Below are 24,557 nucleotides of genomic sequence, written 5' to 3'. Positions count from 1 at the left end.
GCGGGTTCGGCCGTCAGTACCGCTCCTCCTGCCCGCCGTCGCGGTCGCTCTGCAGCGCGCGGATCAGCTCGGCCTCGGCCATGTTCATGTGCTGCGGCTCGGCCAGCAGACCGACGATCTCCGCCTCGTCCTCGGCTTCCGTGCGCTCATCGACGCGCTGGAGGGCCACGACGACCGTTTCGGTCAGCTCGTCCGGCTTGACGGTTTCCTCGGCGATCTCGCGCAGGGCGACGACGGGGTTCTTGTCGTTGTCGCGATCGATGGTCAGGGGCGCGCCGTTGGCGATGGCGCGGGCACGGTTGCCGGCCAGCAGGACCAGGCCGAACCGGTTCGGGACCTTCTCGATGCAATCTTCGACGGTGACGCGAGCCATGGGAATCCTTCGAGGCGGAGAGAACCGCGCTGCATACAGATAGAGAGCCTGTTGTGCAACGCCACACGGGCGGATTTGGGGCGGCGAAAGAAAGCCCTTCCCCCTCCCCGCCGTCATCCTCGGGCTTGACCCGAGGATCGGATTGACCGCCCGCTCGTGCGAATGACCGGTCGCACAGGCCGCTCGACGTCCGATCCTCGGGTCAAGCCCGCGGATGACGGAGTGTGGAGAGGGGCCTCGCATCCGCGCCCACCTCGGCCAGCCTCTGCAGCGCCTCCGCCGTCTCTCCCAGCACCGGATGCCGCCACCCCGGCGCGATCTCCGCCAGCGGCCCCATGACGAACAGCCGCTCCGCCGCCCGGGGGTGCGGCAGGATCAGGCCGCCGCAGTCCCCGTGCTCGCGCCCATAGGCGATCAGGTCCAGGTCCAGCGTCCGGGGCGCGTTCCTCGGCCCCCGTCGCCGCCCGAAGGCCTCTTCGATCCGGCCCAGGGCCGCCATCAGGGCATGGGGATCGTGCGCCGTCCGCACCCGCACCACCCCGTTCAGGAAAGGCGGATCCGTCGGGTCGGGCCAAGCCTGGGACCGCCACCACGACGACCGCGCCACCACGTCGACGCCCTCGGACCGGAACCGCGCCAGGGCCGCCTCCAGCGCCTCGGCGCAGTCGGCCCACACCCCCTTGTCATTGCAGCCGATGGCGACGAAGACGGCCGCGTCCAGATCGAGGTCGCCGTCTATTTCGACGCTGACCGGACGACCCGTATTCTCTGCAGAGATTTCCATGACGCTTTACCCGACCGATCGCCTCGCCCTGTTCATCGACGGGGCCAATCTTCATTCGGCGACCAAGGCCCTGAACGCCGACCTCGACTTCAAGCGCATGCTCGAGGGGTTCCGGGAGAAAGCCGTCCTGGTTCGCGCCTATTATTACACGGCCGTCGTCGAGGGCGAAGAGTTCTCGGCGGTGCGGCCCCTCGTCGACTGGCTGGGCTACAACGGCTTTTCGGTCGTCACCAAGCCGGTCAAACGCTTCACCGACGCCCAGGGGCACAGCCGGATGAAGGGCAATATGGACATCGAGATCGCGGTCGACATGCTGGAGCTCGCCCCCCGCATCGACCACGCCATTCTGTTCTCGGGCGACGGCGACTTCCGCCGCCTGGTCCAGGCGGTCCAGGCCCACGGCACCCGAGTGACCGTGGTCTCCACCCTGCGCAGCCAGCCGCCCCAGATCGCCGACGAGCTGCGTCGCCAGGCGGATGACTTCGTCGAACTGGCGGATCTGATGATCGACTACGGACGGCCGAGGGGGGAGCGTCCGTGATCATTCTCTTTCCGCTCATCCCCGCGAAAGCGGGGACCCAGTGCTTTGGGCGATGGCTTTGCAAGATCGGGCTCGTTCCCGATCCCCGACACCCTGCCTTACAACAGAACTGGGTCCCGGCTTTCGCCGGGATGAGCGGAGGGTTCAGATGAACCCGGAACCGCCCCGCGACTGCCCGCTCTGCCCCCGCCTCGTCGCCTACCGCGCCGAGAACGCGGCCCAGCATCCCGACTGGTGGAACGGCCCGGCCCCCTCGTTCGGCGATCCGGACGCGCGCCTATTGATCGTCGGCCTGGCCCCCGGCCGCACCGGTGCCAACCGCACCGGCCGCCCCTTCACCGGGGATGGGGCGGGCGTGATCCTGTACGAGACCCTGCTGAAGACGGGCTTCGCCACCGGCCGGTACGAGGCCCGCCCCGACGACGGTCTGACGCTGGTGGACTGCATGATCACCAACGCCGTGCGCTGCGCCCCGCCCGCCAACAAGCCCCTGCCGATCGAGGAGGCGACCTGCCGCCCCTTCCTGATCGACCGCCTCGCCGCCCTGCCCCGGCTGAAGGTGATCGTGACGCTGGGCGATATTTCGCGAAAGAACGTGCTGAAGGCCCTGGGACTGCCCGCCTCGGCCGCCCCGGCCGGCCATGGGGTCGAGGCCTCCGTCGGCCCCTGGACCCTGCTGAACAGCTATCACTGCTCACGCCTCAACACGAACACCGGCCGCCTGACGCCCGAGATGTTCGAGGCGATCTTTCAGCGCGCCCGGGCCCTGATCGAGCCCTGATGGTCAACGGCCGATAACCTCGCCTGACAGGCGAGTGTGGTGCCCCGGACACACGAATCAGAGCGCAGCCGTGATAGGGAAACCAAGACGGAACGTGTCCACCACGCTCGCGTTTTCAGGGTTCAGCCGGGAGGGGCTGCCATGCGTAAGAAACCCAGTCTGTTCACCGCCAACGAGCGCCGGATCGCGCTGATCGTGCTCCTGACCGCCGGCGTGCTGACGCTCGGCATCATGGCGCTGGAGGGGATGTTCCGCCCCTCGCTCGGCCTCTACGGCTCCTCGATGTCGGCCCCCAGCCTGCCCAACGTCATCGACGCGCAGCCGCTCGCCAAATTCTGAGCGAGCGCCGCTCCCCTACGTCCAGAACTGACGTAGGCGTCGTCTAGACTGCCGCTAAAGCGGTCTTTGACATCTTGAAGCACGGTGAGAGCGGGTTGGACTTCGACCACCCCACTCCGTCATCCTCGGACTTGATCCGAGGATCGGACTGTCCGCGACTCGAAAGTCTACACAACCCGCGATCTCGCCCCTCGTCTCCGAGCGAGCCCGGCCTGCGTCCGATCCTCGGATCAAGTCCGAGGATGACGGGGGGGGGGTTGAGCCAACGGTGTATACGACCGAAAGCGCCCGTCCTGATCTCGCGTCTCCTGATCTCGCGTCAGCACCGCCGATTTCGCACTATTCAGACGGTTCGCACGCGTTTTTCAAAGTCTGAAATCCGGCGGCCTCAGCCCTTGTCCCGCATCAGCCGGGCCTTGTCGCGGGCCCAGTCGCGGTCGGCCGAGGCCTCGCGTTTGTCGTGCAATTTCTTGCCCTTGGCCAGCGCGATCTCCAGCTTGGCCTTGCCGTCGTCGTTCAGATACAGCCGGATCGGAATGATGGTCTGGCCGTCCTTCTGGACCGCCCCGATCAGCCGATCGATCTGCTTTCGGTGCAGCAGCAGCTTTCGGGGCCGACGCGGCTCGTGGTTGAAGCGGTTGGCCTGGGCATAGGGCGGGATGTCGGCGTTGATCAGCACGATCTCGCGCCCCTCCACCGCCGCATAGCTCTCGGCGATATTGGCCCGCCCCATCCTAAGAGCCTTGATCTCGGTGCCCAGCAGCATGATCCCGGCCTCGAGATTGTCCTCGAGGAAGTAATCGAACCGGGCACGCCGGTTCTCGGCGATGGTCTTCGCCTTGGTGATCGGGGCCTTCTCCCCGGATTTCTTGGGGGCCGGTGCCATCAGAGGCCCGCCGCCGCCATCGCCGCGTCGATCAGGGGCCGAGCGTCCGCCCGCGTGGGCACCAGCGGCAGACGCACCTCCTCGCCGCACAGCCCCAGCCGGGACAGGGCGTATTTGGCCGGAGACGGCGAAGCGTCTGCGAACAGACCCTTGTGCAGCCCGATCAGCCGATCCTGCCACGATCGGGCCAGCGCCAGGTCGCCCGCCTGGATCGCGTTCCACAAGGCCACCATGGCTTCGGGCGCGACGTTCGACGTGACCGAAATCACCCCGACCCCGCCGTGCGCGCAATAGCCCAGGAAGCTGGCGTCATCGCCGGAGATCAGGTCGAACTGCCCGCTGATCTGGGCCCGCATCCAGCTGACGCGACCCAGGTCGCCGGTCGCGTCCTTGATGCCGACGATGTTCGGATGGGCCGCCAGCTCGGCCACCGTCTGGTCCGCCAGATCGACGCCCGTCCGGCTCGGCACGTTGTACAGCAGCACCGGAAGCTGGACGGCCTCCGCGATCGCCTCGAAATGCGCCCTCAGCCCGGCCTGCGAGGGCCGGTTGTAATAGGGGGTGACCACCAGGGCTCCGTCCGCCCCCACGGTCTTGGCGTGGCGGACCAGTTCGATGGCCTTTCCCGTCGCCGAGGCTCCTGCCCCCGCGATCACCCTGACCCGTCCGCGCGCCAGTTCGACGCAGCGTGCGACCAGGGCCTTGTGCTCCTCTGTCGTCAGGGTGGCGCTCTCTCCGGTCGTGCCGACGGGGACGACGCCGTGCACGCCGGCGGCGATCTGGCGCTCCAGCAGGGCGGCGAATGCGTCATCGTCCACGTTTCCGTCACGAAGAGGTGTGATCAGGGCGGTGATCACGCCCTTGAACAAGGGGGCGGTCATTGGAACAGTCGAACCTTGCGTGGGGGATGGGCGGCATTCGCCGCTTGAAGAGCGCGAGAGGGTAGGTTGCCGGGGTCGAACCCGCAACCGTCACATATGGGGATCGGACACTTGATACTTGCGACCAGCCTGGCGGCGCTCATCGCCGCCCTCGCGCCGATTCCCCAATCGACCGCGGACCTGAACCGCCAGGGCACGCCCTATCAGCAGTCCGGCACCGTCGTTCCGACCGCCGGCTATCAGGCGCGCATCCTCAGCGACGCCGATACCGCCCTGTTCCGTCAGGGCCTGGCCGCCGCCCGCGCCCGCGACGTGGTGGGCACTCGCAACGCCATCGCCTCGATCGGCGATCCCACCGCGAGGAAACTGGTCGAATGGGCCCTGATCGACACCTCCGCCGAACAGCTGTCCTACGCGGAACTGTCCCGGGACATTCGCGCCCTGGATGGCTGGCCGCGCGCTGAGTCTCGCCTCAGCGCCGGTGAACAGGCCCTGGACCGCGCCGCCGTCGGCCCCGACGCCGCCCTGGCCTTCTTCGGCGAGCGCCCGCCGGTCACTGTGGAGGGCGCGATCGCCCTCGCCGACGCCTGGGAACAGCGCGGTCGCGTCAACGAGGCCCGGGCCCTGATCGGCGACTGGTGGCGCACCCGCAGCTTCGAAGCCGACACCCAGACCCGCATCCTGGGTCGCTGGGGCGGCTGGCTGACCCAGGCCGATCACGAGGCGCGGCTGAACATGCTGCTGCTGGGGCCGCACGGTCCGGCGACCCGCGCCATGGTCAGCCTCGTCTCGCCCGAGCGCCAGACCGTCGCCAACGCCGCCATGGCGCTGCGCACGGCCTATAGCGCCGACGCCGTGGTGGCCAATCTGACGCCGGCCCAGGCGGCCGACCCGGCCGTCGCCTTCGAGCGGGCCCGCATCCTGCGCGCCGCCGATCGCCAGTCCGAGGGCTTCGCCGTCCTCGCCGACCTGCCCCCGGCCCCGTCTCACGCCGAGGGCCAGAACAGCCTGTGGTCCGAGCGTCGCAACTACTTCCTCGACGCCCTGGAGCGCCGCAATTGGCGCGCCGCTTACAATTCCATGGCCGGCCATGGCTTCCCGGGGGGAGAGCGCAAGGTCGATGCCGAATTCTTCGCCGGCTGGGTCGCCCTGACCAAGCTGAACGATCCGGCCAGGGCTGCCCAGCATTTCGAGACCCTGCGCCAGTCGTCCCAGACCCCGATCACCCAGGGCCGGGCCCTCTACTGGCTGGGCCGGGCCGCCGAGGCTCAAGGAGACAATGCCTCCGCCCAGAATTTCTATCAGGCCGGCGGGCGACACATCCAGACCTTCTACGGGCAACTGGCGGCCGAGAAGGCGGGCGTCACCACCCTGACCCTGCCCGCCGACCCCACGATCACCGACGCCGACCGCGCCCGCTTCGAGGCCAATGAGCTGGTCCGGGCGACGCGCATCCTGGGCGAGACCGGCGAGATGAGCCTGTACCGCGTCTTCGCCTATCACGCCGACGACGTCCTGCCCGGCGCCACCGATCTGGCGCTCCTGATGGATATGACGCGCGGCTACGGCGACGGTTTCGCGGCCATGATGGTCGGCCGCGCGGCCAGTCAGCGCGGCTATCTGATGCCCGAGCGGCAGTATCCGATCCGCATCCCGCCCGAGGTGCCGGGGGCAGCGCCCGTCGCCTTCAGCCTGGCCATCACCCGCCAGGAGTCCAGCTTCGATCCCCGTGCCCGGTCGTCAGCCGACGCGCGCGGCATGATGCAGTTCCTCCCCTCGACGGCCCAGGGCGTCGCCCGGCGCCTGGGCATGCCCTATTCGGCCGAACGGCTGTGGGATCCGGACTACAACATGACCTTGGGCAGCTATCACCTGGGCGAGCTGATGAACCAGTTCTCCGGCTCGATGCTGCTGACCACCGTCGGCTACAACGCCGGCCCGGCGCGGGGGCCTCAGTGGGTATCCCGCTGTGGCGACCCACGCGGCGGGGCTGCGGCCGGCGGGGTCGATCCGGTCGACTTCATCGAGTGCGCCCCCTTCACGGAGACGCGCAACTATATGATGCGGGTGATGGAGAACATGGCGGTCTACAAGGCGCGCCTGAACGGCGGCTCGGCCCCCCTGACGACGTCCCGGGACATCGCGCGGGGCTCGAACGGACCCCGTCCCTACGCGCCCTGAGATCGACGGCCCATCGCCAGCGTCGGACCGGCCTCGGTCTGGATCCAGACGCCGTTCAGTCCGAAGGCGTCTCGCAGGATCTCTGGCGCCAAGGCGGTAGCAGGCCGCGCGTCCGCCACGACACGCCCGTCGGCCATCACGACGATGCGGTCCGCGACCCGCGCCGCCAGCGTCAGGTCGTGCAGGCTCAGCATCACGCCACGCCCCCGGTCCGCCTCGCGGCGCAGCCGGTCGAGAACGAACAGTTGGGCGTCCGGATCCAGCCCCGCGACGGGCTCGTCCAGCAGCAGCGCCTGTCCGGGCGCGTTCAGCGCTCGCGCCAGCAGGACCCTGGCCCGCTCTCCGCCCGACATGTCGGCCACGCCGCGATCGGCCAGATGGCCGCCTTCGAGGTCGTCGAGGACGCGGGCGGCGCGGTCTTTCGCCTCCGCGTCGGGCAACAACGGCATGGCCAGCGCCACGATATCGACTGCCGCCATGTTCCAGGCGATCCGCCGCTCCTGCGGCAGATAGGCGGCGCGCGCCAAACGCTCTCTCTCCGGCAGACGGGCCAGATCGTCCCCCGCCAGCCAGGCCACGCCTCCGGTCAGCGGGAGAAGGCCCAGCATGGCGCGCAGCACGCTGGTCTTGCCGGCGCCGTTGCGCCCGACCACGGCGACCAGCTCCCCGGCCTCGAGGCGGACATCGACGCCGGACAGGACCTCGCGGCCGCCGATCCGGGCCCGGGCATTGGACAGTTCGGCCAGGCTCACGACCGCCACTCCCGCGCCGCGCGCCAGGCGATCAGGGCGAACAACGGCGCGCCGACCAGGGCCGTGAAGACGCCCAGCTTCAGCTCCTGATCGGTCGGGATCAGCCGCGCCATCAGGTCGGCCACCACCAGCATCAGTCCGCCCGCCAGAGCCGACGGAAGCAGCAGTCGGCCAGGATCGCCTCGCACCAGCCCGCGCACGAGGTGCGGCGCCGCCAGCCCGACGAAGCCGATCACGCCGGCGACCGCCACCGCCGATCCGGTCGCCACGGCCGCCGCCACGACCACGACGCCGCGAAGCCGCCCCAGGGAGAGGCCGGACGTCGCCGCGACCTCCTCGCCCAGGGTCAGCAGCCGCAAGCCCCGGCTGGACAGCGTCGCCAGCCCCCAGGCCATCAGCAGGGCCGGCGTGACCCAGGCCACGTCGATCCAGCTACGGTTCTGCACCGAGCCCAGCAGCCAGGACATGACCTCGGCGGTGGCGATCGGCGACTGCGACAGATTGAACACCAGAGCCGTCACCGCTCCGGCGAGGCTCGACAGGGCCACACCGAACAGGATCAGCCCTTCAGGCGAAGACAGGCGCGACGCGACCAGGGTCAACAGCACACCCGCGATCCCGGCCCCCGCCAGCGCGGCCAGCTCGACGGCCCCGGGCAACGCCGCCGCCCCGGCCACGATCGCCAGGGCCGCCCCCAGCGCCGCCGTCGCCGAGACGCCCAGCACGCCGGGATCGGCCAGAGGGTTCCGCAACAGTCCCTGCAACAGGGCCCCCGACAGCCCCAGGGCCGCGCCGACCACGAAGGCGCAGATCGCCCTCGGTGCCCGGATCTGCCAGAGGACGACACCCCCGTCCGAGGCGGGATTGCCGAGGGCGGCCAGATACTGGGACCCCGTCAACCCGGTCTCACCGAGAGCGACCGCGAACAGAACGGCGGCGATGAGACCGACCAGCAGCCCGAGAGTGAGACGCGTCATCGCGCGGTGCCGGTCGCGATCATCCGGGCCGCGTCCGCCGCGAACCAGGCCGGGCAGGTAATGGCCGCGCCCGGCAGATCGGCGACCACCCGCCCAGCCGAAGCCCTGCGCACGACGGGATGGCGGCCGACCCCGCGCCAGTCCGCGCGCAGCTGGTCGAAGAAGCCGAGGACGAACCGTCGGGGCGGCGCGACCGCGATCCGTTCGACGCTGATGGGCCCGAAGCCGACGATCCCGGCCGTGTTGGCGTAGCCGGCGGCCCGCAGGATGGCGTCGATCAATGTGCCGGTCCCGGCAGTGAACCCTCCCGCCGTCATGTAGAGCGCAGAGCCTCGCTCTTCGCCGCTCGGCGCCGACAGGGAGAGCGTCCGCTCCATCCTGTGAACCAGCCTGCGACCCGCGTCCGGCCGGCCGAGGGCATCGGCCGCGGCCTGGGTATTGCGCTGCACGTCGGCCATCTCCTTGGCGTCGCCGATCTGGAGAATACGCACCCCTCGGCTTTCCAGCGCCCACAGCAGTCGGGGGTCGCCGCCCCAGGTCCGGACGACGACCTCGGGCCGGACGGCCAGGGCCGCCTCCAGCGTCGGCCGGACGCGTGGTCGACCGATCGCCGCTGCTCGCATCCAGGAGTCCGGATCATCCGCGCGGGGAGACAGATACAGGTCCGCGTCCGGCGCGAGCGCAAGCACATACTGGTCCGCGCACTGGTCCAGCGACAGGATCCGCGTCGGTGCCTGCGCCATCGCGTTCGGCGCGGTCAGCGTCCAGACCGCCGCCGCCAGGGCCCATGTCCTCGTCTTCAAGGCTTCAGGAACCCGACGAACAGGGCGTCCATCAGGGCGCGCGTCAGCGTCGATCGATCCACCCAGTCGAAATAGGGCTTGGTGATCATCAACGAGACGATGCCGTGGGCCCCGGCCCAGAGCGCCTGCGCCACGACCCGCACCTCGCCGTTCAGCCGCCCCTCGGCCTGGACCGAGGCCACCACGGCCTCGAACGATCGATAGAGTTCCGCCCCCGGACCCTGGGCCGCGCTCTCGGCCTCGCGCGCCTCGACGGGTCGGGTCAGATAGATCAGCCGGTAGGCGTTCGGATTGGCGAAGCCGAAATCGACGTAGGCCTCGAGCAATCGCCGCAGCCGAACCTCCGGGGCGGCATCGGCGGCGATGACGACGGCGTTGGCTTCGGTCAGGCGTCTGAAGGCTCCGCTGCAGATTTCGTGCAGAATCTCGCTCTTCTCGGAGAAGTGCATGTAGAGCGCCGTCGAGGACAGCCCGACCTCATCGGCGATCCGGCGGATGGTCGCGCCTTCGTATCCCACCTCGACGAAGATTCGCTCGGCGGCGTCCAGGATTTCCGCCCGTCGCGCATGGCCCTCGCCCTTGGGCTTTCGTGCGGAGCGTTTGGCGGCTTCGCGAGGCATGGGCGATACGACGGACAAGCGGCCGCTCCAGACAGACTCTGCGCCGGGGCGCGACGGGAACGCCCGTGCATAGACCCGATCGCGGACCGACGCCAACCGCTTGCCCGGCCCGACCGCACGGGTTAGCCGTTCGCGGTGGGGAGGCCAGAGAAAGCAAGGGACCGCGACCCGGTCGCGTTCCCCGAACGCGCCGCGCGACTGAGCCTGACCGCGGGTCAACTAGGTCTGGGGCTGCTGATCGTGTTCGGCCTCGCAGCGGCCTGGTGGGCGGATGCGGACCTGACGCTGGTCCTGATCATTTTCGCGATCCAGATCGGGTTCCTGCTGTCGGCGGGCTGGCGCGCCATGCTGCTGGCCGCCAGTCTTCCCGGGATCGACCGCCCTCTGCCGAGCTCCGACCTGCCCCGCTACACGGTTCTGGTCGCCCTGTTCGACGAGGCGGAGGTCCTGCCCCAGCTCGTCGAGCGCCTGTCGCAGATCGATTATCCCGAGGATCGGCTGGAGGGGTTCCTGATCCTGGAAGTCGATGACCACGAGACCCTGTCGGCGGCCCATGACCTTTGTTTCCCGCCCTGGCTGAGCGTCCTGGTGGCTCCGGCCGGCCAGCCCCGGACGAAGCCCCGCGCCCTGAATGTCGGCCTCGCGCAGGCCCGGGGCGAGCTGTTGACTGTCTATGACGCCGAGGACGATCCGGATCCTCTGCAACTGCGCGAGGCAGCCGCCAGGTTCGCGAATGACCAGGAGGGGGACCTGTGGGCCCTTCAGGCTCCGCTACGGATCCGCACCCCTCTGCGTAGCGACAGCCCCTTCCTCGATCGCCAGTTCGCCATCGAGTACGCCTCCCTGTTTGAAGTGACCCTGCCCGGGCTCGCACGGCTGGGCCTGCCCTTCCCGATGGGGGGAACCAGCAACCATTTCCGCGTCGACGCCCTGCGCGCCGTCGGCGGGTGGGACGCTCACAATGTCACCGAAGACGCCGATCTCGGCTTCCGGCTCTGGCGCGCGGGAGGGCGGCTGGGCGTCATGAGCCGTCCGACCTACGAGCCGCCACCCGGGGGGCTGGAGCACTGGCTTCCTCAGCGGACCCGATGGCTGAAGGGCTTCATGCAGACCTGGGGCGTACACACCCGGGACGTTCGCGGGCTGGGCTGGAGAGGCGGCCTTTCCCTGACCATGACGCTGGGTGCCGCCATCGCCGCGGCGGCGGTCCATGCCCTGTCGCTGGCCTGGTTGATCGCGACGCTCGCCATCGCCCTGGCGGCCGGCCTGGTACCGGAGACCCCGCTCTTCGCCATGACCGTGCTGGCGACGGGCGCCATCGCCGCCTCGGTGAACGCCGCGATCGGCTGTCGTCGGGCCAGCCTGCCTTACACGCTCGGCGACCTGCTGTCGGCCCCGGCCTACTGGTCCCTGCTGACCCTGGCCTTTCTGCACGCGGTCTGGCGGTTGGTGCGCGAGCCCTTCGCCTGGGACAAGACGGTCCATTTCGCCGATCCGACCGCCGAGGTCGCGGCCGCCTCCGCCCCCGCTGGACGCGAGGCCGCCTGACAGCCTATGGCCTCGTCGATGCCGCCCGTCCTGTCGCCAGCCCCCGAAACCCTGGTCACCCGCGCCTGGCCCGATTACGCCCTGCTGGACAGTGGGGCGGGGCGCAAACTCGAACGCTATGGTCTCCACACCGTGGTCCGACCCGAGCCCCAATGCTGGTGGAGCCCGCGCGATCCGCAGGCCTTCGATCAGGCGGACGCCACCTTCGACCCTGACGACGAGGACGAGGCCGGGCGCTGGCGTTTCAGAGGCAAGCCGGTCGAGACCTTTCCGCTGGCCTGGCGCGACGTCCGCTTCACCGGCCGCTTCACCCCGTTCCGGCACCTGGCCTTCTTTCCCGAGCAGGCGGCCAACTGGGACTGGCTAAACGGTCGGATCCGCCGACTGGAACGGCCGCGTATCCTGAACCTGTTCGGCTACACGGGCGTGGCCAGCCTTGCCTGCGCGGCGGCGGGCGCCGAAGTCACCCACGTCGATGCGTCCAAGAAGTCGGTCGCCTGGGCCCGCGAGAACGCCGAGCTTTCGGGCCTGTCGAACCGTCCGATCCGCTGGATCGTGGAGGACGCGCGCAAATACGTCGCCCGCGAGGTTCGCCGGGGATCGAAGTATCACGGCATCATCCTGGACCCGCCGAAATACGGGCGCGGACCGACCGGCGAGGTATGGCGGCTGTTCGAGGATATGCCGGTCCTGCTCAAGGACTGCGCGGCCCTGCTGGCCGAGGACGCCGACTTCCTGCTGCTGAACGCCTATGCGGCGCGCATTTCGGGGCTGTCTCTGGCCCACCTGATGAAGGAGGCCACGGCGACACGCGGCGGACACATCGACTGGGGCGAACTGGCCTTGTCCGAAGACGGCCCGGACGCCCGCGCCATCGGCCTCAGCTTCTTCGCGCGGTGGTCGGCATGACCGATGGCCGCCTGATCACCTCCCTGACGAACGAGACGGTCAAGGCCGTCCGCGCCCTGCACATGCGCAAGGAGCGCGAGGCCACAGGCCTGTTCCTGGCCGAAGGGCTGAAGTTCATCGGCGAGGCCCTGGATCAGGGTCGGACGCCCAAGACACTGCTGGTCGGCATGGAGGCGCGGCCCCACCCGCTGCTGGACCGCGCGAAGGCGGAGACCTGGCAGGCCGGCGGCGAGGTGGTGACCGTGACCCACCCGATCCTCGAAAAGATCAGCCGCCGCGAGAATCCGCAGACGGTGCTGGGCGTGTTCGAGCAGGCCTTTACACCCCTGGCGGGCATCCGGCCGGAAGCCGCCCCTTGCTGGATCGCGCTGGAACAGGTGCGCGACCCCGGGAACCTGGGCACCATCATTCGCACGGTAGACAGCGCCGGGTGCGGCGGCGTGATCCTGATCGGCGACTGTGTCGATCCCTTCTCGGTCGAGGCTGTCAGGGCGACCATGGGCTCGGTCTTCGCCGTCGCGATCGCGCGCGCCACGACTGCCGACTTCCTGGCCTGGCGCGAGACATGGCCCGGGTCCGTGGTTGGCACCCGCCTGGACGCCACGAGCGGCTATCGCGAGGCGGCCTACGCTCCGCCGACGCTGATCCTGATGGGCAATGAGCAGGCCGGGCTGACCGACGCCCTGGCGGCAGCGTGCGACGTCAATGTGAAGATCCCCATGCGCGGACGCGCCGACAGCCTCAATCTGGCGGTGGCGACGGGCGTCATGGCCTATGCCGTGACAGACGCCCTCGCGAGGTGACGGCAACCGCCACCGGCCGGGTTCGTTAGGTCTGCTCCCCTAACGATCGGAGAGACCAGATGAAACTTCCCAAAGGCACGCTCGTGGCTGTGGTCGATGGCGAGAAGCTGGCGCTGTTCGAGAACATCGGCCAGCAGGAAGTCACGCTTAGCGCCAGACCCGCCCCCGCCATCGAGGATCGCGCGTCAGGAGCCGCCGGCCGGATTTCCAGCGAGGCCAACCCCGACAACGACACCCAAGCCGAAGACGGCTTCGCCATGGGCGTGGCGGATGTGCTGAACAAATGGGTTCTGACCAACAAGATGGACAATCTGCTGGTCATCGCGGCCCCCAAGACCCTGGGGCAACTGCGCAAGGGCTGGCACAAGGAGACCGAGGGCAAGCTGGTCGGAGAGATCGCCAAGGACCTGACCGGCCACTCCACCGACGCCATCGCCGCCGCGATCGAAAAGGCCTGAGCCTCAGGTCCCGCGTGGCTTCGCCCGGGTGGTCGCCTCGGCCTCGGCCGGGTTCTCGGGCCAGGGATGGCGGGGGTAGCGCCCTCGCATCTCGGCCCGGACCGCTGCCCAGGACCCCTTCCAGAAACCGGGAAGGTCAGCGGTCACCTGTATGGGCCGACGCGCGGGAGACAGAAGGGCCAGGGTCAGTGGAACGCGCCCCCCCGCGATCATCGGATGGGTCGTGACGCCGAACAGCTCCTGCACCCTGATCTCCACCCGCGGGCCGCCCTCGGCCGTGTAGTCGATCGCAGCCGACCCCAGCGGGGTAATGAGCCTGGCCGGGGCCAGGTCCTCTAGCAGTCTTTGGCGATCCCACGGGATCAGACAGCGGAGCGCCTGTTCGAGCGCATGGTCGTCGATCCGGTCCAGCGACTGGACCCCGTCGAGCAAAGGCCACAACCAGCGCTCGGCCTGGGCGATCAGGGCCGGATCGGAGACGTCTGGCCAACTCGGGTCGATCGCATGAAGGAAGGCCAGGCGCGCGCGCAGGCCTGCCGCCCTCTCGCCCCAGCGCAGCCCGTCCAGCCCGATTTCGACGACCTCGGCTCTCAGCAGGGCGACAAGCTCGCCTCGATCGGGCGTGCCCACCACCCGGTCCTCGACGACGATCGCGCCCAGCCGGCGTGCCTCGCGCATCACCCTCCTGCCCGAAGGCTCGCGGCTCAGGCGGCGCTCCGTCGTCATCATCGGTTCCAGCGTCGCGGGGTCCAGAGTGGCCGCAAGCCGGATGCTATCCCTCGCCTCCCCTCCGCCCAGGTCGGCGACGGCCAGCCAGGGCTCGGCTGCCAGAGGGTCGGTCGGATCGAGGAACGCGCCGCGCCCGGAGGCCAGAAGATACTCCCCGGGCTTGCCCCGAGCCTTGGCGACTCGTTCAGGAAAGGCGGCCGCGATCAGGGTCCCCGGCGTGATCTCGTCCGACGCTTTCGCCGACCGTCCACCCGCCCTCGCCCACCGCTCGACAAGCTTGCGTGCGTCGGCGGCGCGGGATGAGCGGTCGCGGTCAAGGCCACGCAGTCGTTCGCCCAGATCGACGTCGCGGCCGCCGAGGCCCGGTTCGCTCAGGATCGCGGCAATCTTCGCGCCCAGCATCCCGTCGCCGCCATGCGCCGCCCGGGCCACCAGATGCGCCAGCCGAGGTGCCAACGGCAGACCAGCGAGGTGGCGGCCGTGGGCGGTCAGGCCACCGGCGTCATCCAGAGCGCCGAGCCGGGTCAGCACGCCCCTCGCCTCCACGAACGCTCCCGCCGGCGGCGGATCGAGCAGTGCGAGTCCGTCGGCAGAACGCGCGCCCCATCGCGCCAGATCGAGGGCCAGGCCCGTCAGGTCGGCCTCCAGGATCTCCGGTCGCTGATGAGCAACCAGACCCCGTGTCGCCTCCTCGTCCCATAGGCGGTAGCAAACGCCCGGCTCGGTTCGCCCCGCCCGGCCCCGGCGCTGTTCCGCCGAAGACCGGCTGACGCGAACGGTGACCAGCCGCGTCAGCCCGCTGGACGGTTCGAATCGCGGCACTCTGGACAGGCCTGCGTCGATCACCACGCGCACACCCTCGATCGTCAGACTGGTCTCGGCGACCGAGGTGGCCAGAACCAGTTTTCGCCTCCCTGCCGGAGAACGCTCGATCGCGCGGTCCTGCTCGGCCTTGTCGAGCGCACCGTACAGCGGGACCACATCGACGTTGGCATCCCTCAGGCGGTCCCGGACCAGCCCGGCGACCCGGTGAATCTCCCCCTGACCGGGCAGGAAGCCGAGGATCGAACCGGTCTCGTCTCTCAGCGCGGCCAGGCAGGCTCTGGCCATCGCCTCCTCCAGCCGCTCCACCGGATTCCGCCCGACGTAGATTGTCTCGACCGGATAGGCTCGCCCCTCTGCCTGGACGACAGGCGCGCCGCCCAGCAGCCGCGACACGCCCTCCATGTCCAGGGTTGCCGACATCACGATCAGCTTCAGGTCCTCTCGCAGCAGTGCTTGGCTGTCGCGCGCAAGGGCCAGACCGAGGTCAGCGTCCAGACTGCGTTCGTGGAACTCGTCGAACAGGACCGCGCTGACCCCTTCGAGCGCCGGATCGTCGAGGATCAGGCGGGTGAAGACACCTTCCGTGATGACCTCGATCCGCGTGCCGGGACCGATCCTGCTGGCCAGACGAGTTCGGTAGCCGACGGTCTGGCCGGGGGTCTCCCCCAGCATGGCCGCCATCCGCTCGGCCGCCGCGCGCGCCGCCAGCCGCCTTGGTTCCAGCACCAGGATGCGCCCCTGGATCAGCCCATCGGCCTGCAGCAGGGCCAGCGGCACGACCGTGGTCTTGCCGGCTCCGGGGGGTGCCGCGAGCACCACCGCAGGGTTCTGGCGCACAGCGGCAATCAGATCGTCCAGGACGGCGTGAATGGGCAACATGACTGCTTCCGTTAGCGTCCCGCTCGCTCCGGTCCAGCGATTCTGCGCCTGGAGAGCCACGATCCCGGTCACGAAAGCGTCTCCGGGCCTTCACGGATCGGAAACCGCGTTGCCAGTGGCGGCGCGTCTCGCTAGCGTCCGGCCCGGAAGGCGGCCCCGGGGAGGGATCGCCGTGTTTTGTTTGCATCGAGGGGGCGTGACGTATGTCCGCAGATGGCCTTAGGCCCAAGGGGAACCGACTGTTCCTCAAGAAATCCGTGACCCAGATCCAGAAGGAAGCCGCCAAGAGCGAGCTGAAGCGGACCCTCGGGCCACTCAACCTCATGTCGCTGGGCATCGGCGCCATTATCGGCGCGGGCATCTTCGTCCTGACCGGACAGGTCGCCGCCGCCCACACGGGCCCGGCAATCATGCTGTCCTTCGTGGTCGCGGGCGTCGCCTGCGGCCTGGCGGGCCTGTGCTACGCCGAACTGGCCTCGACCATGCCGGTCTCCGGATCGGCCTACACCTACGCCTATGGCACTCTGGGCGAGGTGTTCGCCTGGATCATGGGCTGGCTGCTGGTGCTGGAATACGGCGTCGCGGCCTCGACCGTCGCGGTCGGCTGGTCCGGCTATGTGGTCTCGATTCTGACCGACTTCGGCATATCCGGAAGCCTGTTCCCGACCATAGCCTATCCCGGCGGAGAGGGCCCCCAGTGGGCCACGCCGCTGGTGCAGGCCGTGATCGGCGAGGGTGGCAGCTCCTTCCCGCTGACGGGCACCTTCAACCTGGTGGCCGCCATCGGCATCGCCTCGGTCTGCGCCCTGCTGGTCCTGGGTGTGTCGGAATCGGCCAACATCAACAACGCCATCGTGGTTATCAAGATCATCGTTCTGCTGACCTTCATCGCGGTGGGCATCGGCTATGTGAACCCGGCCAACTGGGTGCCCTTCATCCCGCCGACCCCCGAGGGCGGCACCTGGGACCAGTTTGGCACCGGCGGCATCTTCCGCGGCGCGGCCATCATCTTCTTCGCCTACGTCGGCTTCGAAGCGGTTTCGACCGCCGCCGCTGAGGCCAAGAACCCGTCCAAGGACGTCCCCGTCGGCATCCTGGGTGCCCTGTTCGTCTGCACCCTGATCTACATGGCCGTCGCGGCCGTGATGACCGGCGTGGTGCCCTATCTGGAGCTGGCCAGCCCCGCGCCGGTCGCCGTTGCGATCGACCGCATGGGTCTGGAATGGGCAGATGTGCCGCTGGCGGCAGCGCCGGGCGGCCAGCTGAACCTGATCGCCTTCCTGATCAAGATCGGCGCCATCACCGGCTTGTCGTCCGTCATGCTGGTGCTCTGCTACGGTCAGACGCGCATCTTCTACACCATGGCCCGCGATGGCCTGCTGCCCCGCGCCTTCTCCATCATCCACCCCAACTTCCGCACGCCCTGGATCGGTACGATCCTGCTCGGCATCATGATCGCGGTGGCGGCTTCGTTCCTGCCCATCTCGATCCTCGGCGATCTCGTGTCGCTCGGCACGGCCACGGCCTTCTCGATCGTGTGCCTGTCGGTGATCATGCTGCGCATCAAGCACCCGGACATGCCGCGTCCGTTCCGGGTTCCGGGCGGCATCGCCACGGCGGTCGCGGGCATCATCGCCTGCCTGGCGCTCGCCGGCTTCAACTTCGCGCCGATGATCGCGAACTTCCAGAACGGCAACCCGCTGCCGCTGACCATCCTGGCCATCTACGCGGCGGTCGGCGCGGTCATCTACGCCATCTACGGTTTCTGGAACTCCAAGCTGGCCAAGGGCATCGACATCACCGAGGAGACCACCATCTCCTCGCCGGCCGAAGCCATGGGCCGGGGCGTCGACAACCAGAAGGACTGATCCGCGAAGGACGGTCCATTGATCGGGCCCGGGAGCGATCCCGGGCCCGTTTCAATTCTCCCCGGCATGGAACGGCCTATGTGCAACGCCTATGCGATGAAGATCCCGCCCTCGGCCCTGGTGCAGGCCTTTCACCAGTTCCGCATTTCGCTGGTGTTTCCCGAAGGCACGCCGAACGCGGAACCCACGGACATGGTGCGCCCCACGGATCCGGCCCCGGTGATCCGGGCCGGCGCGGACGGTACCGCGACCCTGACCATGGCTCGATGGGGCCTGCCGCCGTCGGCCCCGAAGCGGCCGCTGCTGATCAACATGCGCACCGAGGGTCGCCGCTTCGACCAGGGACGCGCCCTGATCCCGGCCAGCTGGTTCCATGAGTATACGGGGACCCGATACCCCAAGACGAAGTGGACGCTCCAACCGATCGATCAAGACTTCGTCCTGTTCGCCGGCCTGGTGCGCCCGACGCCCGTCGGTGAACGGTTCACCCTGCTGACCGTGGACGCCGGATCGGACGTGCAGCCCATCCATGCCCGCCAGCCCGCGATCGTTTCGCCCACGGACTGGGGGGCGTGGCTGACCCAGGGCATCAGGCTGGCGCCGTCGGCGGCCGGCACGCTCAAGGTCTTTCAGACACCGAGCTCCTAGGGCCCGGATTTGGTGCGGATGAGAGGACTCGAACCTCCACACCTTGCGATGCCAGAACCTAAATCTGGTGCGTCTACCAGTTCCGCCACATCCGCGTGGCGGGCGGTTTAGGGGTTCCGCAGAGCGACGGCAACCGCCGTGCGAGAAAGGTCGCCTTAACCCTGATCGCGCCATGGTCCGGCATTCGTCGCCGGGGTTCAGTCCATGTCGTCCATGAGCGATCGTCCGATCCTCATCAAGAAGGTCAAGAAGGTCTCCGGCGGCGGCCACCATGGTGGCGCGTGGAAGGTGGCCTATGCCGACTTCGTCACGGCGATGATGGCCTTCTTCCTGCTGATGTGGCTGATCAACACGACCGATCCGGAACAGAAGCGCGGCATCGCGGAATACTTCGCCCCCGCCAGCGTCAGCCAGACCACCTCGGGATCTGGCGGCATCCTGGGGGGCACCTCGCTCGGCGAGGACGGCGCCAAGAGCGCGGGATCGATGTCCGTCCTGGAACAGCAGGCTCCTGAAGCGCCCCAGGACGCGCCCGAGGAGGCAGGCCCCAGCGCCAATCTGGCGGCGGCGTCCGAGTCTGAACTGCGCGAGGAGATCGCCGCGCGCGAAGCCGCCGAGTTCGCCTCCGCCGCCGAATCGCTGCGCCAGGCCATGCAGCGCCTGCCCGAGCTGGCCGAACTGTCGAAGCAGCTGATCATCGACCAGACGCCCGAGGGCCTGCGCATCCAGCTGGTCGATCAGGAGGGCCGCTCGATGTTCGATCAGAACTCGGCGCGCCCCAACGCTCGCGCCCAGGTCCTGTTGCGAGCCATCTCCGGCGTCATCAACCGCCTGCCCAACCGCATCGCCATTTCCGGCCATACGTCTGCGGTCGCAGGATCGGGCCGCGCCTCCAGTCCCGGCGACTGGCCTCTTTCGGCCCAGCGGGCCGATGCCTCACGCCAGATTCTGCAAGGGGCCGGCATCGATCCCGATCGGGTCTATTCCGTCGCGGGCAAGGCGGGCTCTGATCCTCTTTACCCGGATGACCCGTCCCTGGCCGGCAACCGTCGGATCGCCATCGTGCTGTTGCGCGAGGCTCCGGTCCTGCCCACCGATACGAGCCTGTGAGGTTCGGGTTCTGCGAGAACCGTCTTGCGGCACGGTCGCGAATGACGCCAAATCAAGTCATGGATCAGCGACGGCCCAACTGGCGATGTATTCGAATGCGGACGGTGTGACGTGACGCAGCACGTTCCGACACGCCAGCTTCGCTTCTTCATGACGGCCGTCGCGCCCTGCCCCTATCTGTCCGGCATGACCGAGCGGAAGGTGTTCGCCAACCTGCCGTTCTCCGATGGGGCCCATGTCAACGACGAGCTGACACACGCGGGCTTTCGGCGCAGCCAGAACATCGCCTATCGCCCGGCCTGCGAGGGCTGCGACGCCTGCGTCTCCGTTCGTCTGCCGGTCGAGGACGTTCGCCTGTCCCGAACCCAGCGGCGGATCATGGCGCGAAACGCCGATCTGTCGCGAGACCTGGTCGAGGCGGAGGCGACGCAGGAGCAGTTCGCTCTGCTGAAACGCTATCTGGGCACTCGTCATCCGGGCGGGGGCATGACCGACATGACCTGGCTGGACTACATCGCCATGGTCGAGGATACGGCCGTCCGCACCCACCTGATCGAGTATCGTCTGCCGTCCACTGACGAAGGACCCGGCGACCTGGTCGCCGTGACCCTGGCCGACCTGCTGTCGGACGGGTTGTCGATGGTCTATTCCTTCTTCGACCCGGACATCGACAAACGGTCGCTGGGCGTCTTCGCCATCCTGGATCATGTGCGCCAGGCCGAGGCCGTCCGACTGCCCTATGTCTATCTGGGCTATTGGGTCGAGGGCTCGCCCAAGATGGACTACAAGGCCCAGTTCCGTCCTATGGAGGTGCTTCGTCCCCTCGGCTGGATGCGTGTGCCCTAGCCTCCGATCTGGAACAGGGATCGCGGCAGGTCCTCGTTCAAGGCGTAGTCGGTCCAGACGATCTCGTTCTGCTTGACCCCGTCGTAATACAGGCGAACCCGGCCCGGCTGGACGAAGCTGACCCCCGGGTTGCGGTAGAAGTCGGAATAGCGTCGCTCGTGCCAGCCACGCGCCGTCGAAAAGCCCAGCCAGAGAATGGCGTAATCGTCGGCCGCGATGCCGAACAGGGTCTTGCCGCCCTGGGGGTCGTTGACCCGCACCACATGCATCGCCCGACCGTCGGCGGCATCGTCGGGAAGGCGGTCCAGGCTGAACCCCTCGTCGAGGGCGAAGCGGATGATGCCGAAGCCGAAATTCTCGGACCATTCACGACTGGCCTGGGCCCCCGGGATCGGGCCGTTCTGGTTGTAGGAGGTCTCTCCGTCATAGGCGGCCTGGAAATAGGTCGATCCGTCGGCCAACGTGGCGTCGATGCGGACCCAGCCGTTGGCGGCATGAGCCTCGGTGCTCGCGGCCGGATAGACGCGCCACATCCGGTAGTCTGGAACCTCGATCCGCCCGGCGTCGGTGCCTTGCGGCCAGAACGACCCACGCCCCCGAAGCGTCAGGCTGCGGGGACGCATCCAGTCCGGACCGCCGGCGGCCGCGTGGGCGCGTTGCACGATCTCCGTCGCGGTCAGGTCGGCTTCCTGCGCCAGGGAAGGGGCGGCGTTCGCGAGCGAGGGAGCGACGGCGAGGCCGGTCAGCACGCTTCGACGGTTCAGTGTCCACTGTATCACGTCACATCTCCGACAGCCGCGCATCCAGCCGCGCGCGCACGTCCGGCCAGTCCTCGGACACGATGGCATAGAGGGCGGTGTCGCGCACCCGTCCGGTCCAGTTCTTGTGAGACCGCATCAGCCCCTCGAAAGTTACACCGCGCCCTCCTCCCTCAAGAAGGCCAGGACCTTCGCGGGGTCCTCCGCCCTGGAAACGAAGGTCGAGCCGATGCCGTTGGCCAGGATCAAGGTCAGGCCGCCCGCTTCCGCCTTCTTGTCACCGGCCATGCGCGCAAGCAGCGCGTCGGCCGAGAAGCCGCCCGCCTGGGACAAGCGTGTCGGCAGACTGGACGCGGCGACGACCGCCTCGACCCGATCGGCATCGGCTGCGTCGCACACGCCCTGCTGTGCCGAGTAGCGAAAGGCCATGCAGCAGCCCAGGGCCACCGCTTCGCCATGGGCCAGGGCCGCCTCCTCGAAGCCGAGTTCGGCCTCGATCGCGTGACCGAAGGTGTGCCCGAGGTTCAGCAGGGCCCGCCGGCCCGCTTCCTTCTCGTCCTCACCGACGATCGCCGCCTTGATCTCGACCGAGCGGACGACGGCGTGCTCGAGAGCCGCTGCGTCACCGCCCACGCCTGTGGCTCCGGGCCCCGCCAGCCAGTTGAAAAAGGCCGGATCGCAGATCAGCCCGTGCTTCAGGACTTCGGCCCAGCCTGACCTCAGCTGGCGCTCCGGTAGCGTCGCCAGCACATCGATGTCGGCGATGACCAGACGCGGCTGATGAAAGGCGCCGACCAGGTTCTTGCCTCGCGGCGTATCGATCGCCGTCTTTCCCCCTACGGAGGAATCCACCTGGGCCAGCAGTGTCGTCGGCACCTGGACGAAATCGATCCCGCGCATGTAGAGCGCCGCCGCCAGACCCGCGAGATCGCCGACGACGCCTCCGCCCAGAGCCACGATCACGTCCTTGCGGTCCAGACCCGTCGCCAGCAGCCGGTCCATCAGGCGTTCCAGCTCGCCGAAGGACTTGGACGCCTCCCCGGGCGGCACGGTCACCGTCTCGGAGCGGATTCCAGCCCGCGCAAGAGCTTCCGCCAGGGCGGGACCGTGCAGGGCCGCCACCGTCTCGTCGCTGACGATGACCGTCCGGCCACGCACGAAGGGCGCGATCCGATCGCCGGCCTGTGCGATCAGCCCCCGACCGACCACCACCTCATAGTTGCGGAACGAACCGCCGCCGACCTTGACCGTTTTCATGCCGGCTGTCCCTGCGCCCAATGTTTGGTCAACGCTGTCACGATCGCGTCGACGGCCTGGGCGTGGGCACCCGCGCCGACATCGACGGTCAGGTCGGCGGTCTCGGCATAGATGGGGTAGCGAACCTCGGCCATGGCCGACAGCGCCTGCAGCGGATCCTTGCCTCTGAGCAGCGGCCGCGTGTCGCGTCTCTGGACCCGGCTGGCCACGATCGCCAGATCGGCCCGCAACCAGACTGTGGTCGCCCGCTCCCTCATCAGCGCGCGGGTGCCGGGATTGAGCACCGCGCCGCCGCCCGTCGCCAGCACGATCGGGGGGCCATCCAGCAGCCGGCGCATGACCCGCGCCTCCCCCGCCCGGAACTCGGCCTCCCCCAGCTGGCTGAAGATGTCGGACACCGTCATCCGGGCCGCCGATTCGATCGCCTCGTCGCCGTCGATGAAGGGCAGGTCCAGGCGCTGCGCCAGCCGTCGTCCCACTGTCGATTTGCCCACGCCCATCAACCCGACCAGAGCTATGGTGCGACTCGGACGAGCGTCAGGAGCGACGGAGTTGGCGGAGCGTCGGCCGCTCACGCTGGGCCTCGACGGCGATGGAGTATGGTGCAAGCCATGTCGGCTTCAGTCTCTACACCAAGCAGGCGGTCTCGCCAGCGCCCGGCGCGCCCATGACGACGCCCCAGGTCGAGGCCTTCCTCGAGATGATGGCCGTCGAACGGGACGCCTCGCCGCATACGCTCTCGGCCTATGCCCGCGATCTGGCCGACGCCGAGCAGTCAGTCGGCCCGGGCGGGCTGTTGGCTGCGGACGAGACGGCGATCGAGGCCTGGTTCTCCGGTCTGGCCAGGCGCGGCCTGTCGGCGTCCACCGCCGCGCGTCGCCGATCGGCGGTGCGCCAGTTCTACCGCTTCTGCCTGGGCGAGGGCTGGCGGCGCGACGATCCCTCGCGACGGCTGGAAGCCCCCAAACAGGGACGCCCCCTGCCCCGCGTGCTCAGCCGGGAGGAGGTCCTGCGCCTGCTGACCGCCTCGTCGGCGCGCGAGGGGTCCGGAGGGCTTCGGATGCTGGCGTTGGTCGAACTGGCCTATGCGTCGGGTCTGCGCGTCTCGGAACTTCTGGCGTTGCGTGTCGAGGCCGTCCGGCGCGACCCCGCCTATCTGATCGTCCGTGGCAAGGGCGGCAAGGAACGGCTCGCGCCGCTGAATTCGACCGCCCGCGAGGCCGTCAAAGCCTGGCTCGTCGCCCGCGACGCCGCGCGCCCCGAGAAGGCCCCGGACAGTCCCTGGCTGTTTCCGTCCGGCGGCGCCTCGGGGCATCTGACCCCTCGCCGCTTCGCCCAGTTGCTGGACCAGGCGGCCATCGACGCCGGCATCGACCCCGCGCGGCTTAGCCCACACGTCCTGCGCCACGCCTTCGCGACCCATCTGCTGGAGGGCGGGGCCGACCTGCGCGTGGTCCAGACCCTGCTGGGCCACGCGGACATCGCCACGACCCAGATCTATACCCACGTCGCCACCGACCATTTGAGCCAGTTGGTGAACCGCCACCATCCCCTGGCGCGGGAGGAGTGACAACACGACCGGGCTTGGATCAGGAGCGATTGAACGGCATAATGAAGTTATGGCCCATCAGTTCTATGTGAAAGCCTTCTGGGATTACGAAGCCAGCGTCTGGTGTAGCGAAAGCGACATCCCAGGCTTGGTTCTTCAAACCGACACCCTGGAGGAGTTTGAGGACTTGATCCGTCATTTCGCGCCGGATTTGCTCGCCACCAATCTTGGGATTCACGAACCGGTGGTCATCCGCTTCGAGGCGGCCCGGCAGCTCGATCTGGTTGCCGCATGAGGGCGTTGTCGCTTTATCCACACGAATAGAATCACCCGCAGATTTGACCGCTGCGGAGGTTCGACATGCCAAACCACTACTACCGTGAACTGACCCAACGGCTGACTGACGGAGGTTTCGTCAACGTGCCCGGTGGTAATGGCAGTCACGAAAAGTG

The 24,557-nt window shown here is 68.7% G+C and carries 26 protein-coding genes and 1 tRNA gene; 14 read left to right on the top strand and 13 right to left on the bottom strand.

Annotated elements, in window-relative coordinates:
- Positions 1–13 precede the first annotated feature (13 nt).
- Together rpoZ and folK are read right to left on the bottom strand one after the other, a co-directional pair.
- The gene (gene rpoZ / locus ABN401_RS08440; protein WP_349684399.1) at positions 14–373 is read right to left on the bottom strand and encodes a DNA-directed RNA polymerase subunit omega; all 360 of its coding nucleotides are present in this window, start codon (positions 371–373) and stop codon (positions 14–16) included.
- Between the two features lie 202 nt (positions 374–575).
- Positions 576–1,157, bottom strand: a complete 582-nt coding sequence (gene folK / locus ABN401_RS08435) for a 2-amino-4-hydroxy-6-hydroxymethyldihydropteridine diphosphokinase (protein ID WP_349684398.1) — start codon at positions 1,155–1,157, stop codon at positions 576–578.
- On the opposite strand from folK, the gene ABN401_RS08430 reads away from it, so the two are divergent.
- The 3 genes from ABN401_RS08430 (at position 1,156) to ABN401_RS08420 (ending at position 2,818) form a co-directional block, all read left to right on the top strand.
- Positions 1,156–1,698: a LabA-like NYN domain-containing protein gene (locus ABN401_RS08430; protein ID WP_349684397.1), complete on the top strand. Its 543-nt coding sequence runs from the start codon at positions 1,156–1,158 to the stop codon at positions 1,696–1,698. The two genes, folK and ABN401_RS08430, sit on opposite strands and share 2 nt — an antisense overlap.
- A gap of 148 nt (positions 1,699–1,846) precedes the next feature.
- Positions 1,847–2,479, top strand: coding sequence for a uracil-DNA glycosylase (locus ABN401_RS08425; protein WP_349684396.1), 633 nt, complete (start codon positions 1,847–1,849; stop codon positions 2,477–2,479).
- Between the two features lie 141 nt (positions 2,480–2,620).
- Positions 2,621–2,818 (top strand): hypothetical protein, encoded by a 198-nt coding sequence (locus ABN401_RS08420; RefSeq protein ID WP_349684395.1) that lies wholly within the window; start codon positions 2,621–2,623, stop codon positions 2,816–2,818.
- 388 nt (positions 2,819–3,206) lie between these two features.
- Here the strand turns inward: ABN401_RS08420 and smpB are convergent, their stop codons facing one another.
- A complete protein-coding gene (gene smpB / locus ABN401_RS08415) occupies positions 3,207–3,704 on the bottom strand; it encodes an SsrA-binding protein SmpB (RefSeq protein WP_349684394.1) in 498 nt (165 codons plus the stop codon).
- The gene (gene dapA / locus ABN401_RS08410; protein ID WP_349684393.1) at positions 3,704–4,585 is read right to left on the bottom strand and encodes a 4-hydroxy-tetrahydrodipicolinate synthase; all 882 of its coding nucleotides are present in this window, start codon (positions 4,583–4,585) and stop codon (positions 3,704–3,706) included. Before dapA ends, smpB begins: the two co-directional genes overlap by 1 nt.
- A gap of 96 nt (positions 4,586–4,681) precedes the next feature.
- Here dapA and ABN401_RS08405 point away from each other — a divergent pair, with 96 nt between their 5' ends.
- Positions 4,682–6,766 carry a lytic transglycosylase domain-containing protein gene (locus ABN401_RS08405; protein WP_432763537.1) on the top strand — a complete coding sequence of 695 codons (2,085 nt, stop codon included), beginning with the start codon at positions 4,682–4,684 and terminating at the stop codon, positions 6,764–6,766.
- Here the strand turns inward: ABN401_RS08405 and ABN401_RS08400 are convergent.
- From ABN401_RS08400 to ABN401_RS08385, 4 genes are read right to left on the bottom strand one after another with little or no spacing between them, the layout of a single operon-like run.
- Positions 6,754–7,518, bottom strand: a complete 765-nt coding sequence (locus ABN401_RS08400; protein ID WP_349684391.1) for an ABC transporter ATP-binding protein — start codon at positions 7,516–7,518, stop codon at positions 6,754–6,756. The two genes, ABN401_RS08405 and ABN401_RS08400, sit on opposite strands and share 13 nt — an antisense overlap.
- Positions 7,515–8,495 (bottom strand): FecCD family ABC transporter permease, encoded by a 981-nt coding sequence (locus tag ABN401_RS08395; protein ID WP_349684390.1) that lies wholly within the window; start codon positions 8,493–8,495, stop codon positions 7,515–7,517. The genes ABN401_RS08400 and ABN401_RS08395 overlap by 4 nt, the downstream gene beginning before the upstream one ends.
- Positions 8,492–9,298, bottom strand: a complete 807-nt coding sequence (locus ABN401_RS08390) for an ABC transporter substrate-binding protein (protein ID WP_349684389.1) — start codon at positions 9,296–9,298, stop codon at positions 8,492–8,494. The genes ABN401_RS08395 and ABN401_RS08390 overlap by 4 nt, the downstream gene beginning before the upstream one ends.
- Complete coding sequence (locus ABN401_RS08385) at positions 9,295–9,936, bottom strand: TetR/AcrR family transcriptional regulator (protein ID WP_349684388.1); 642 nt, start codon at positions 9,934–9,936, stop codon at positions 9,295–9,297. The genes ABN401_RS08390 and ABN401_RS08385 overlap by 4 nt, the downstream gene beginning before the upstream one ends.
- Before the next feature lie 222 nt (positions 9,937–10,158).
- Here ABN401_RS08385 and ABN401_RS08380 point away from each other — a divergent pair, with 222 nt between their 5' ends.
- From ABN401_RS08380 to ABN401_RS08365, 4 genes are read left to right on the top strand one after another with little or no spacing between them, the layout of a single operon-like run.
- On the top strand, positions 10,159–11,466 hold the full coding sequence (locus ABN401_RS08380; protein WP_349684387.1) for a glycosyltransferase family 2 protein: 1,308 nt from the start codon (positions 10,159–10,161) through the stop codon (positions 11,464–11,466).
- 18 nt (positions 11,467–11,484) lie between these two features.
- The gene (locus ABN401_RS08375) at positions 11,485–12,375 is read left to right on the top strand and encodes a class I SAM-dependent methyltransferase (protein ID WP_349684586.1); all 891 of its coding nucleotides are present in this window, start codon (positions 11,485–11,487) and stop codon (positions 12,373–12,375) included.
- On the top strand, positions 12,372–13,178 hold the full coding sequence (locus ABN401_RS08370; RefSeq protein ID WP_349684386.1) for a TrmH family RNA methyltransferase: 807 nt from the start codon (positions 12,372–12,374) through the stop codon (positions 13,176–13,178). The genes ABN401_RS08375 and ABN401_RS08370 overlap by 4 nt, the downstream gene beginning before the upstream one ends.
- Positions 13,179–13,237: 59 nt before the next feature.
- Complete coding sequence (locus ABN401_RS08365; RefSeq protein WP_349684385.1) at positions 13,238–13,636, top strand: host attachment family protein; 399 nt, start codon at positions 13,238–13,240, stop codon at positions 13,634–13,636.
- A gap of 3 nt (positions 13,637–13,639) precedes the next feature.
- Here the strand turns inward: ABN401_RS08365 and hrpB are convergent, their stop codons facing one another.
- The gene (gene hrpB / locus ABN401_RS08360; RefSeq protein WP_349684384.1) at positions 13,640–16,069 is read right to left on the bottom strand and encodes an ATP-dependent helicase HrpB; all 2,430 of its coding nucleotides are present in this window, start codon (positions 16,067–16,069) and stop codon (positions 13,640–13,642) included.
- Positions 16,070–16,272: 203 nt separating this feature from the next.
- On the opposite strand from hrpB, the gene ABN401_RS08355 reads away from it, so the two are divergent.
- Positions 16,273–17,937 carry an amino acid permease gene (locus ABN401_RS08355; RefSeq protein WP_349684383.1) on the top strand — a complete coding sequence of 555 codons (1,665 nt, stop codon included), beginning with the start codon at positions 16,273–16,275 and terminating at the stop codon, positions 17,935–17,937.
- Positions 17,938–18,015: 78 nt separating this feature from the next.
- The gene (locus tag ABN401_RS08350; RefSeq protein WP_349684382.1) at positions 18,016–18,585 is read left to right on the top strand and encodes an SOS response-associated peptidase; all 570 of its coding nucleotides are present in this window, start codon (positions 18,016–18,018) and stop codon (positions 18,583–18,585) included.
- Positions 18,586–18,595: 10 nt separating this feature from the next.
- Here the strand turns inward: ABN401_RS08350 and ABN401_RS08345 are convergent.
- Positions 18,596–18,680, bottom strand: a tRNA-Leu gene (locus ABN401_RS08345).
- Between the two features lie 109 nt (positions 18,681–18,789).
- Here ABN401_RS08345 and ABN401_RS08340 point away from each other — a divergent pair.
- Both ABN401_RS08340 and ABN401_RS08335 read left to right on the top strand, forming a co-directional pair.
- On the top strand, positions 18,790–19,695 hold the full coding sequence (locus ABN401_RS08340) for a flagellar motor protein MotB (protein WP_349684381.1): 906 nt from the start codon (positions 18,790–18,792) through the stop codon (positions 19,693–19,695).
- Positions 19,696–19,806: 111 nt separating this feature from the next.
- A complete protein-coding gene (locus ABN401_RS08335) occupies positions 19,807–20,541 on the top strand; it encodes an arginyltransferase (RefSeq protein WP_432763536.1) in 735 nt (244 codons plus the stop codon).
- Here the strand turns inward: ABN401_RS08335 and ABN401_RS08330 are convergent.
- The 3 genes from ABN401_RS08330 to ABN401_RS08320 all read right to left on the bottom strand — a co-directional run bounded on the left by ABN401_RS08330 (position 20,538) and on the right by ABN401_RS08320 (position 23,164).
- On the bottom strand, positions 20,538–21,320 hold the full coding sequence (locus ABN401_RS08330; RefSeq protein ID WP_349684380.1) for a hypothetical protein: 783 nt from the start codon (positions 21,318–21,320) through the stop codon (positions 20,538–20,540). The genes ABN401_RS08335 and ABN401_RS08330 overlap by 4 nt on opposite strands.
- A gap of 132 nt (positions 21,321–21,452) precedes the next feature.
- On the bottom strand, positions 21,453–22,556 hold the full coding sequence (gene aroB / locus ABN401_RS08325; RefSeq protein WP_349684379.1) for a 3-dehydroquinate synthase: 1,104 nt from the start codon (positions 22,554–22,556) through the stop codon (positions 21,453–21,455).
- A complete protein-coding gene (locus ABN401_RS08320; protein WP_432763535.1) occupies positions 22,553–23,164 on the bottom strand; it encodes a shikimate kinase in 612 nt (203 codons plus the stop codon). Before ABN401_RS08320 ends, aroB begins: the two co-directional genes overlap by 4 nt.
- A gap of 59 nt (positions 23,165–23,223) precedes the next feature.
- Between ABN401_RS08320 and ABN401_RS08315 the strand changes: the two genes are divergently transcribed.
- Positions 23,224–24,126, top strand: a complete 903-nt coding sequence (locus tag ABN401_RS08315) for a site-specific tyrosine recombinase XerD (protein WP_349684585.1) — start codon at positions 23,224–23,226, stop codon at positions 24,124–24,126.
- 49 nt (positions 24,127–24,175) lie between these two features.
- Positions 24,176–24,400 carry a DUF1902 domain-containing protein gene (locus tag ABN401_RS08310; protein WP_349684377.1) on the top strand — a complete coding sequence of 75 codons (225 nt, stop codon included), beginning with the start codon at positions 24,176–24,178 and terminating at the stop codon, positions 24,398–24,400.
- The last annotated feature ends 157 nt before the right edge of the window (positions 24,401–24,557 follow it).

The sequence above is a fragment of the Brevundimonas aurifodinae genome (genome assembly GCF_040195595.1).
GTDB lineage: Bacteria > Pseudomonadota > Alphaproteobacteria > Caulobacterales > Caulobacteraceae > Brevundimonas > Brevundimonas aurifodinae.
Note: the sequence above shows the minus strand (reverse complement) of the source record. Positions and strands in the feature narration are given on the sequence as shown.

Excerpts from the sequence above, each read along its gene's own strand:
- ABN401_RS08375 (WP_349684586.1), top strand. The coding sequence starts at position 11,485 with ATGCCGCCCGTCCTGTCGCCAGCCCCCGAAACCCTGGTCACCCGCGCC.
- ABN401_RS08395 (WP_349684390.1), bottom strand. The coding sequence starts at position 8,495 with ATGACGCGTCTCACTCTCGGGCTGCTGGTCGGTCTCATCGCCGCCGTT.
- dapA (WP_349684393.1), bottom strand. The coding sequence starts at position 4,585 with ATGACCGCCCCCTTGTTCAAGGGCGTGATCACCGCCCTGATCACACCT.
- aroB (WP_349684379.1), bottom strand. The coding sequence starts at position 22,556 with ATGAAAACGGTCAAGGTCGGCGGCGGTTCGTTCCGCAACTATGAGGTG.
- ABN401_RS08430 (WP_349684397.1), top strand. The coding sequence starts at position 1,156 with ATGACGCTTTACCCGACCGATCGCCTCGCCCTGTTCATCGACGGGGCC.
- ABN401_RS08420 (WP_349684395.1), top strand. The coding sequence starts at position 2,621 with ATGCGTAAGAAACCCAGTCTGTTCACCGCCAACGAGCGCCGGATCGCG.
- smpB (WP_349684394.1), bottom strand. The coding sequence starts at position 3,704 with ATGGCACCGGCCCCCAAGAAATCCGGGGAGAAGGCCCCGATCACCAAG.
- folK (WP_349684398.1), bottom strand. The coding sequence starts at position 1,157 with ATGGAAATCTCTGCAGAGAATACGGGTCGTCCGGTCAGCGTCGAAATA.
- ABN401_RS08365 (WP_349684385.1), top strand. The coding sequence starts at position 13,238 with ATGAAACTTCCCAAAGGCACGCTCGTGGCTGTGGTCGATGGCGAGAAG.
- ABN401_RS08405 (WP_432763537.1), top strand. The coding sequence starts at position 4,682 with ATGGGGATCGGACACTTGATACTTGCGACCAGCCTGGCGGCGCTCATC.
- ABN401_RS08340 (WP_349684381.1), top strand. The coding sequence starts at position 18,790 with ATGTCGTCCATGAGCGATCGTCCGATCCTCATCAAGAAGGTCAAGAAG.
- rpoZ (WP_349684399.1), bottom strand. The coding sequence starts at position 373 with ATGGCTCGCGTCACCGTCGAAGATTGCATCGAGAAGGTCCCGAACCGG.
- ABN401_RS08350 (WP_349684382.1), top strand. The coding sequence starts at position 18,016 with ATGTGCAACGCCTATGCGATGAAGATCCCGCCCTCGGCCCTGGTGCAG.
- ABN401_RS08425 (WP_349684396.1), top strand. The coding sequence starts at position 1,847 with ATGAACCCGGAACCGCCCCGCGACTGCCCGCTCTGCCCCCGCCTCGTC.
- ABN401_RS08355 (WP_349684383.1), top strand. The coding sequence starts at position 16,273 with ATGTCCGCAGATGGCCTTAGGCCCAAGGGGAACCGACTGTTCCTCAAG.
- ABN401_RS08310 (WP_349684377.1), top strand. The coding sequence starts at position 24,176 with ATGGCCCATCAGTTCTATGTGAAAGCCTTCTGGGATTACGAAGCCAGC.
- hrpB (WP_349684384.1), bottom strand. The coding sequence starts at position 16,069 with ATGTTGCCCATTCACGCCGTCCTGGACGATCTGATTGCCGCTGTGCGC.
- ABN401_RS08370 (WP_349684386.1), top strand. The coding sequence starts at position 12,372 with ATGACCGATGGCCGCCTGATCACCTCCCTGACGAACGAGACGGTCAAG.
- ABN401_RS08315 (WP_349684585.1), top strand. The coding sequence starts at position 23,224 with ATGACGACGCCCCAGGTCGAGGCCTTCCTCGAGATGATGGCCGTCGAA.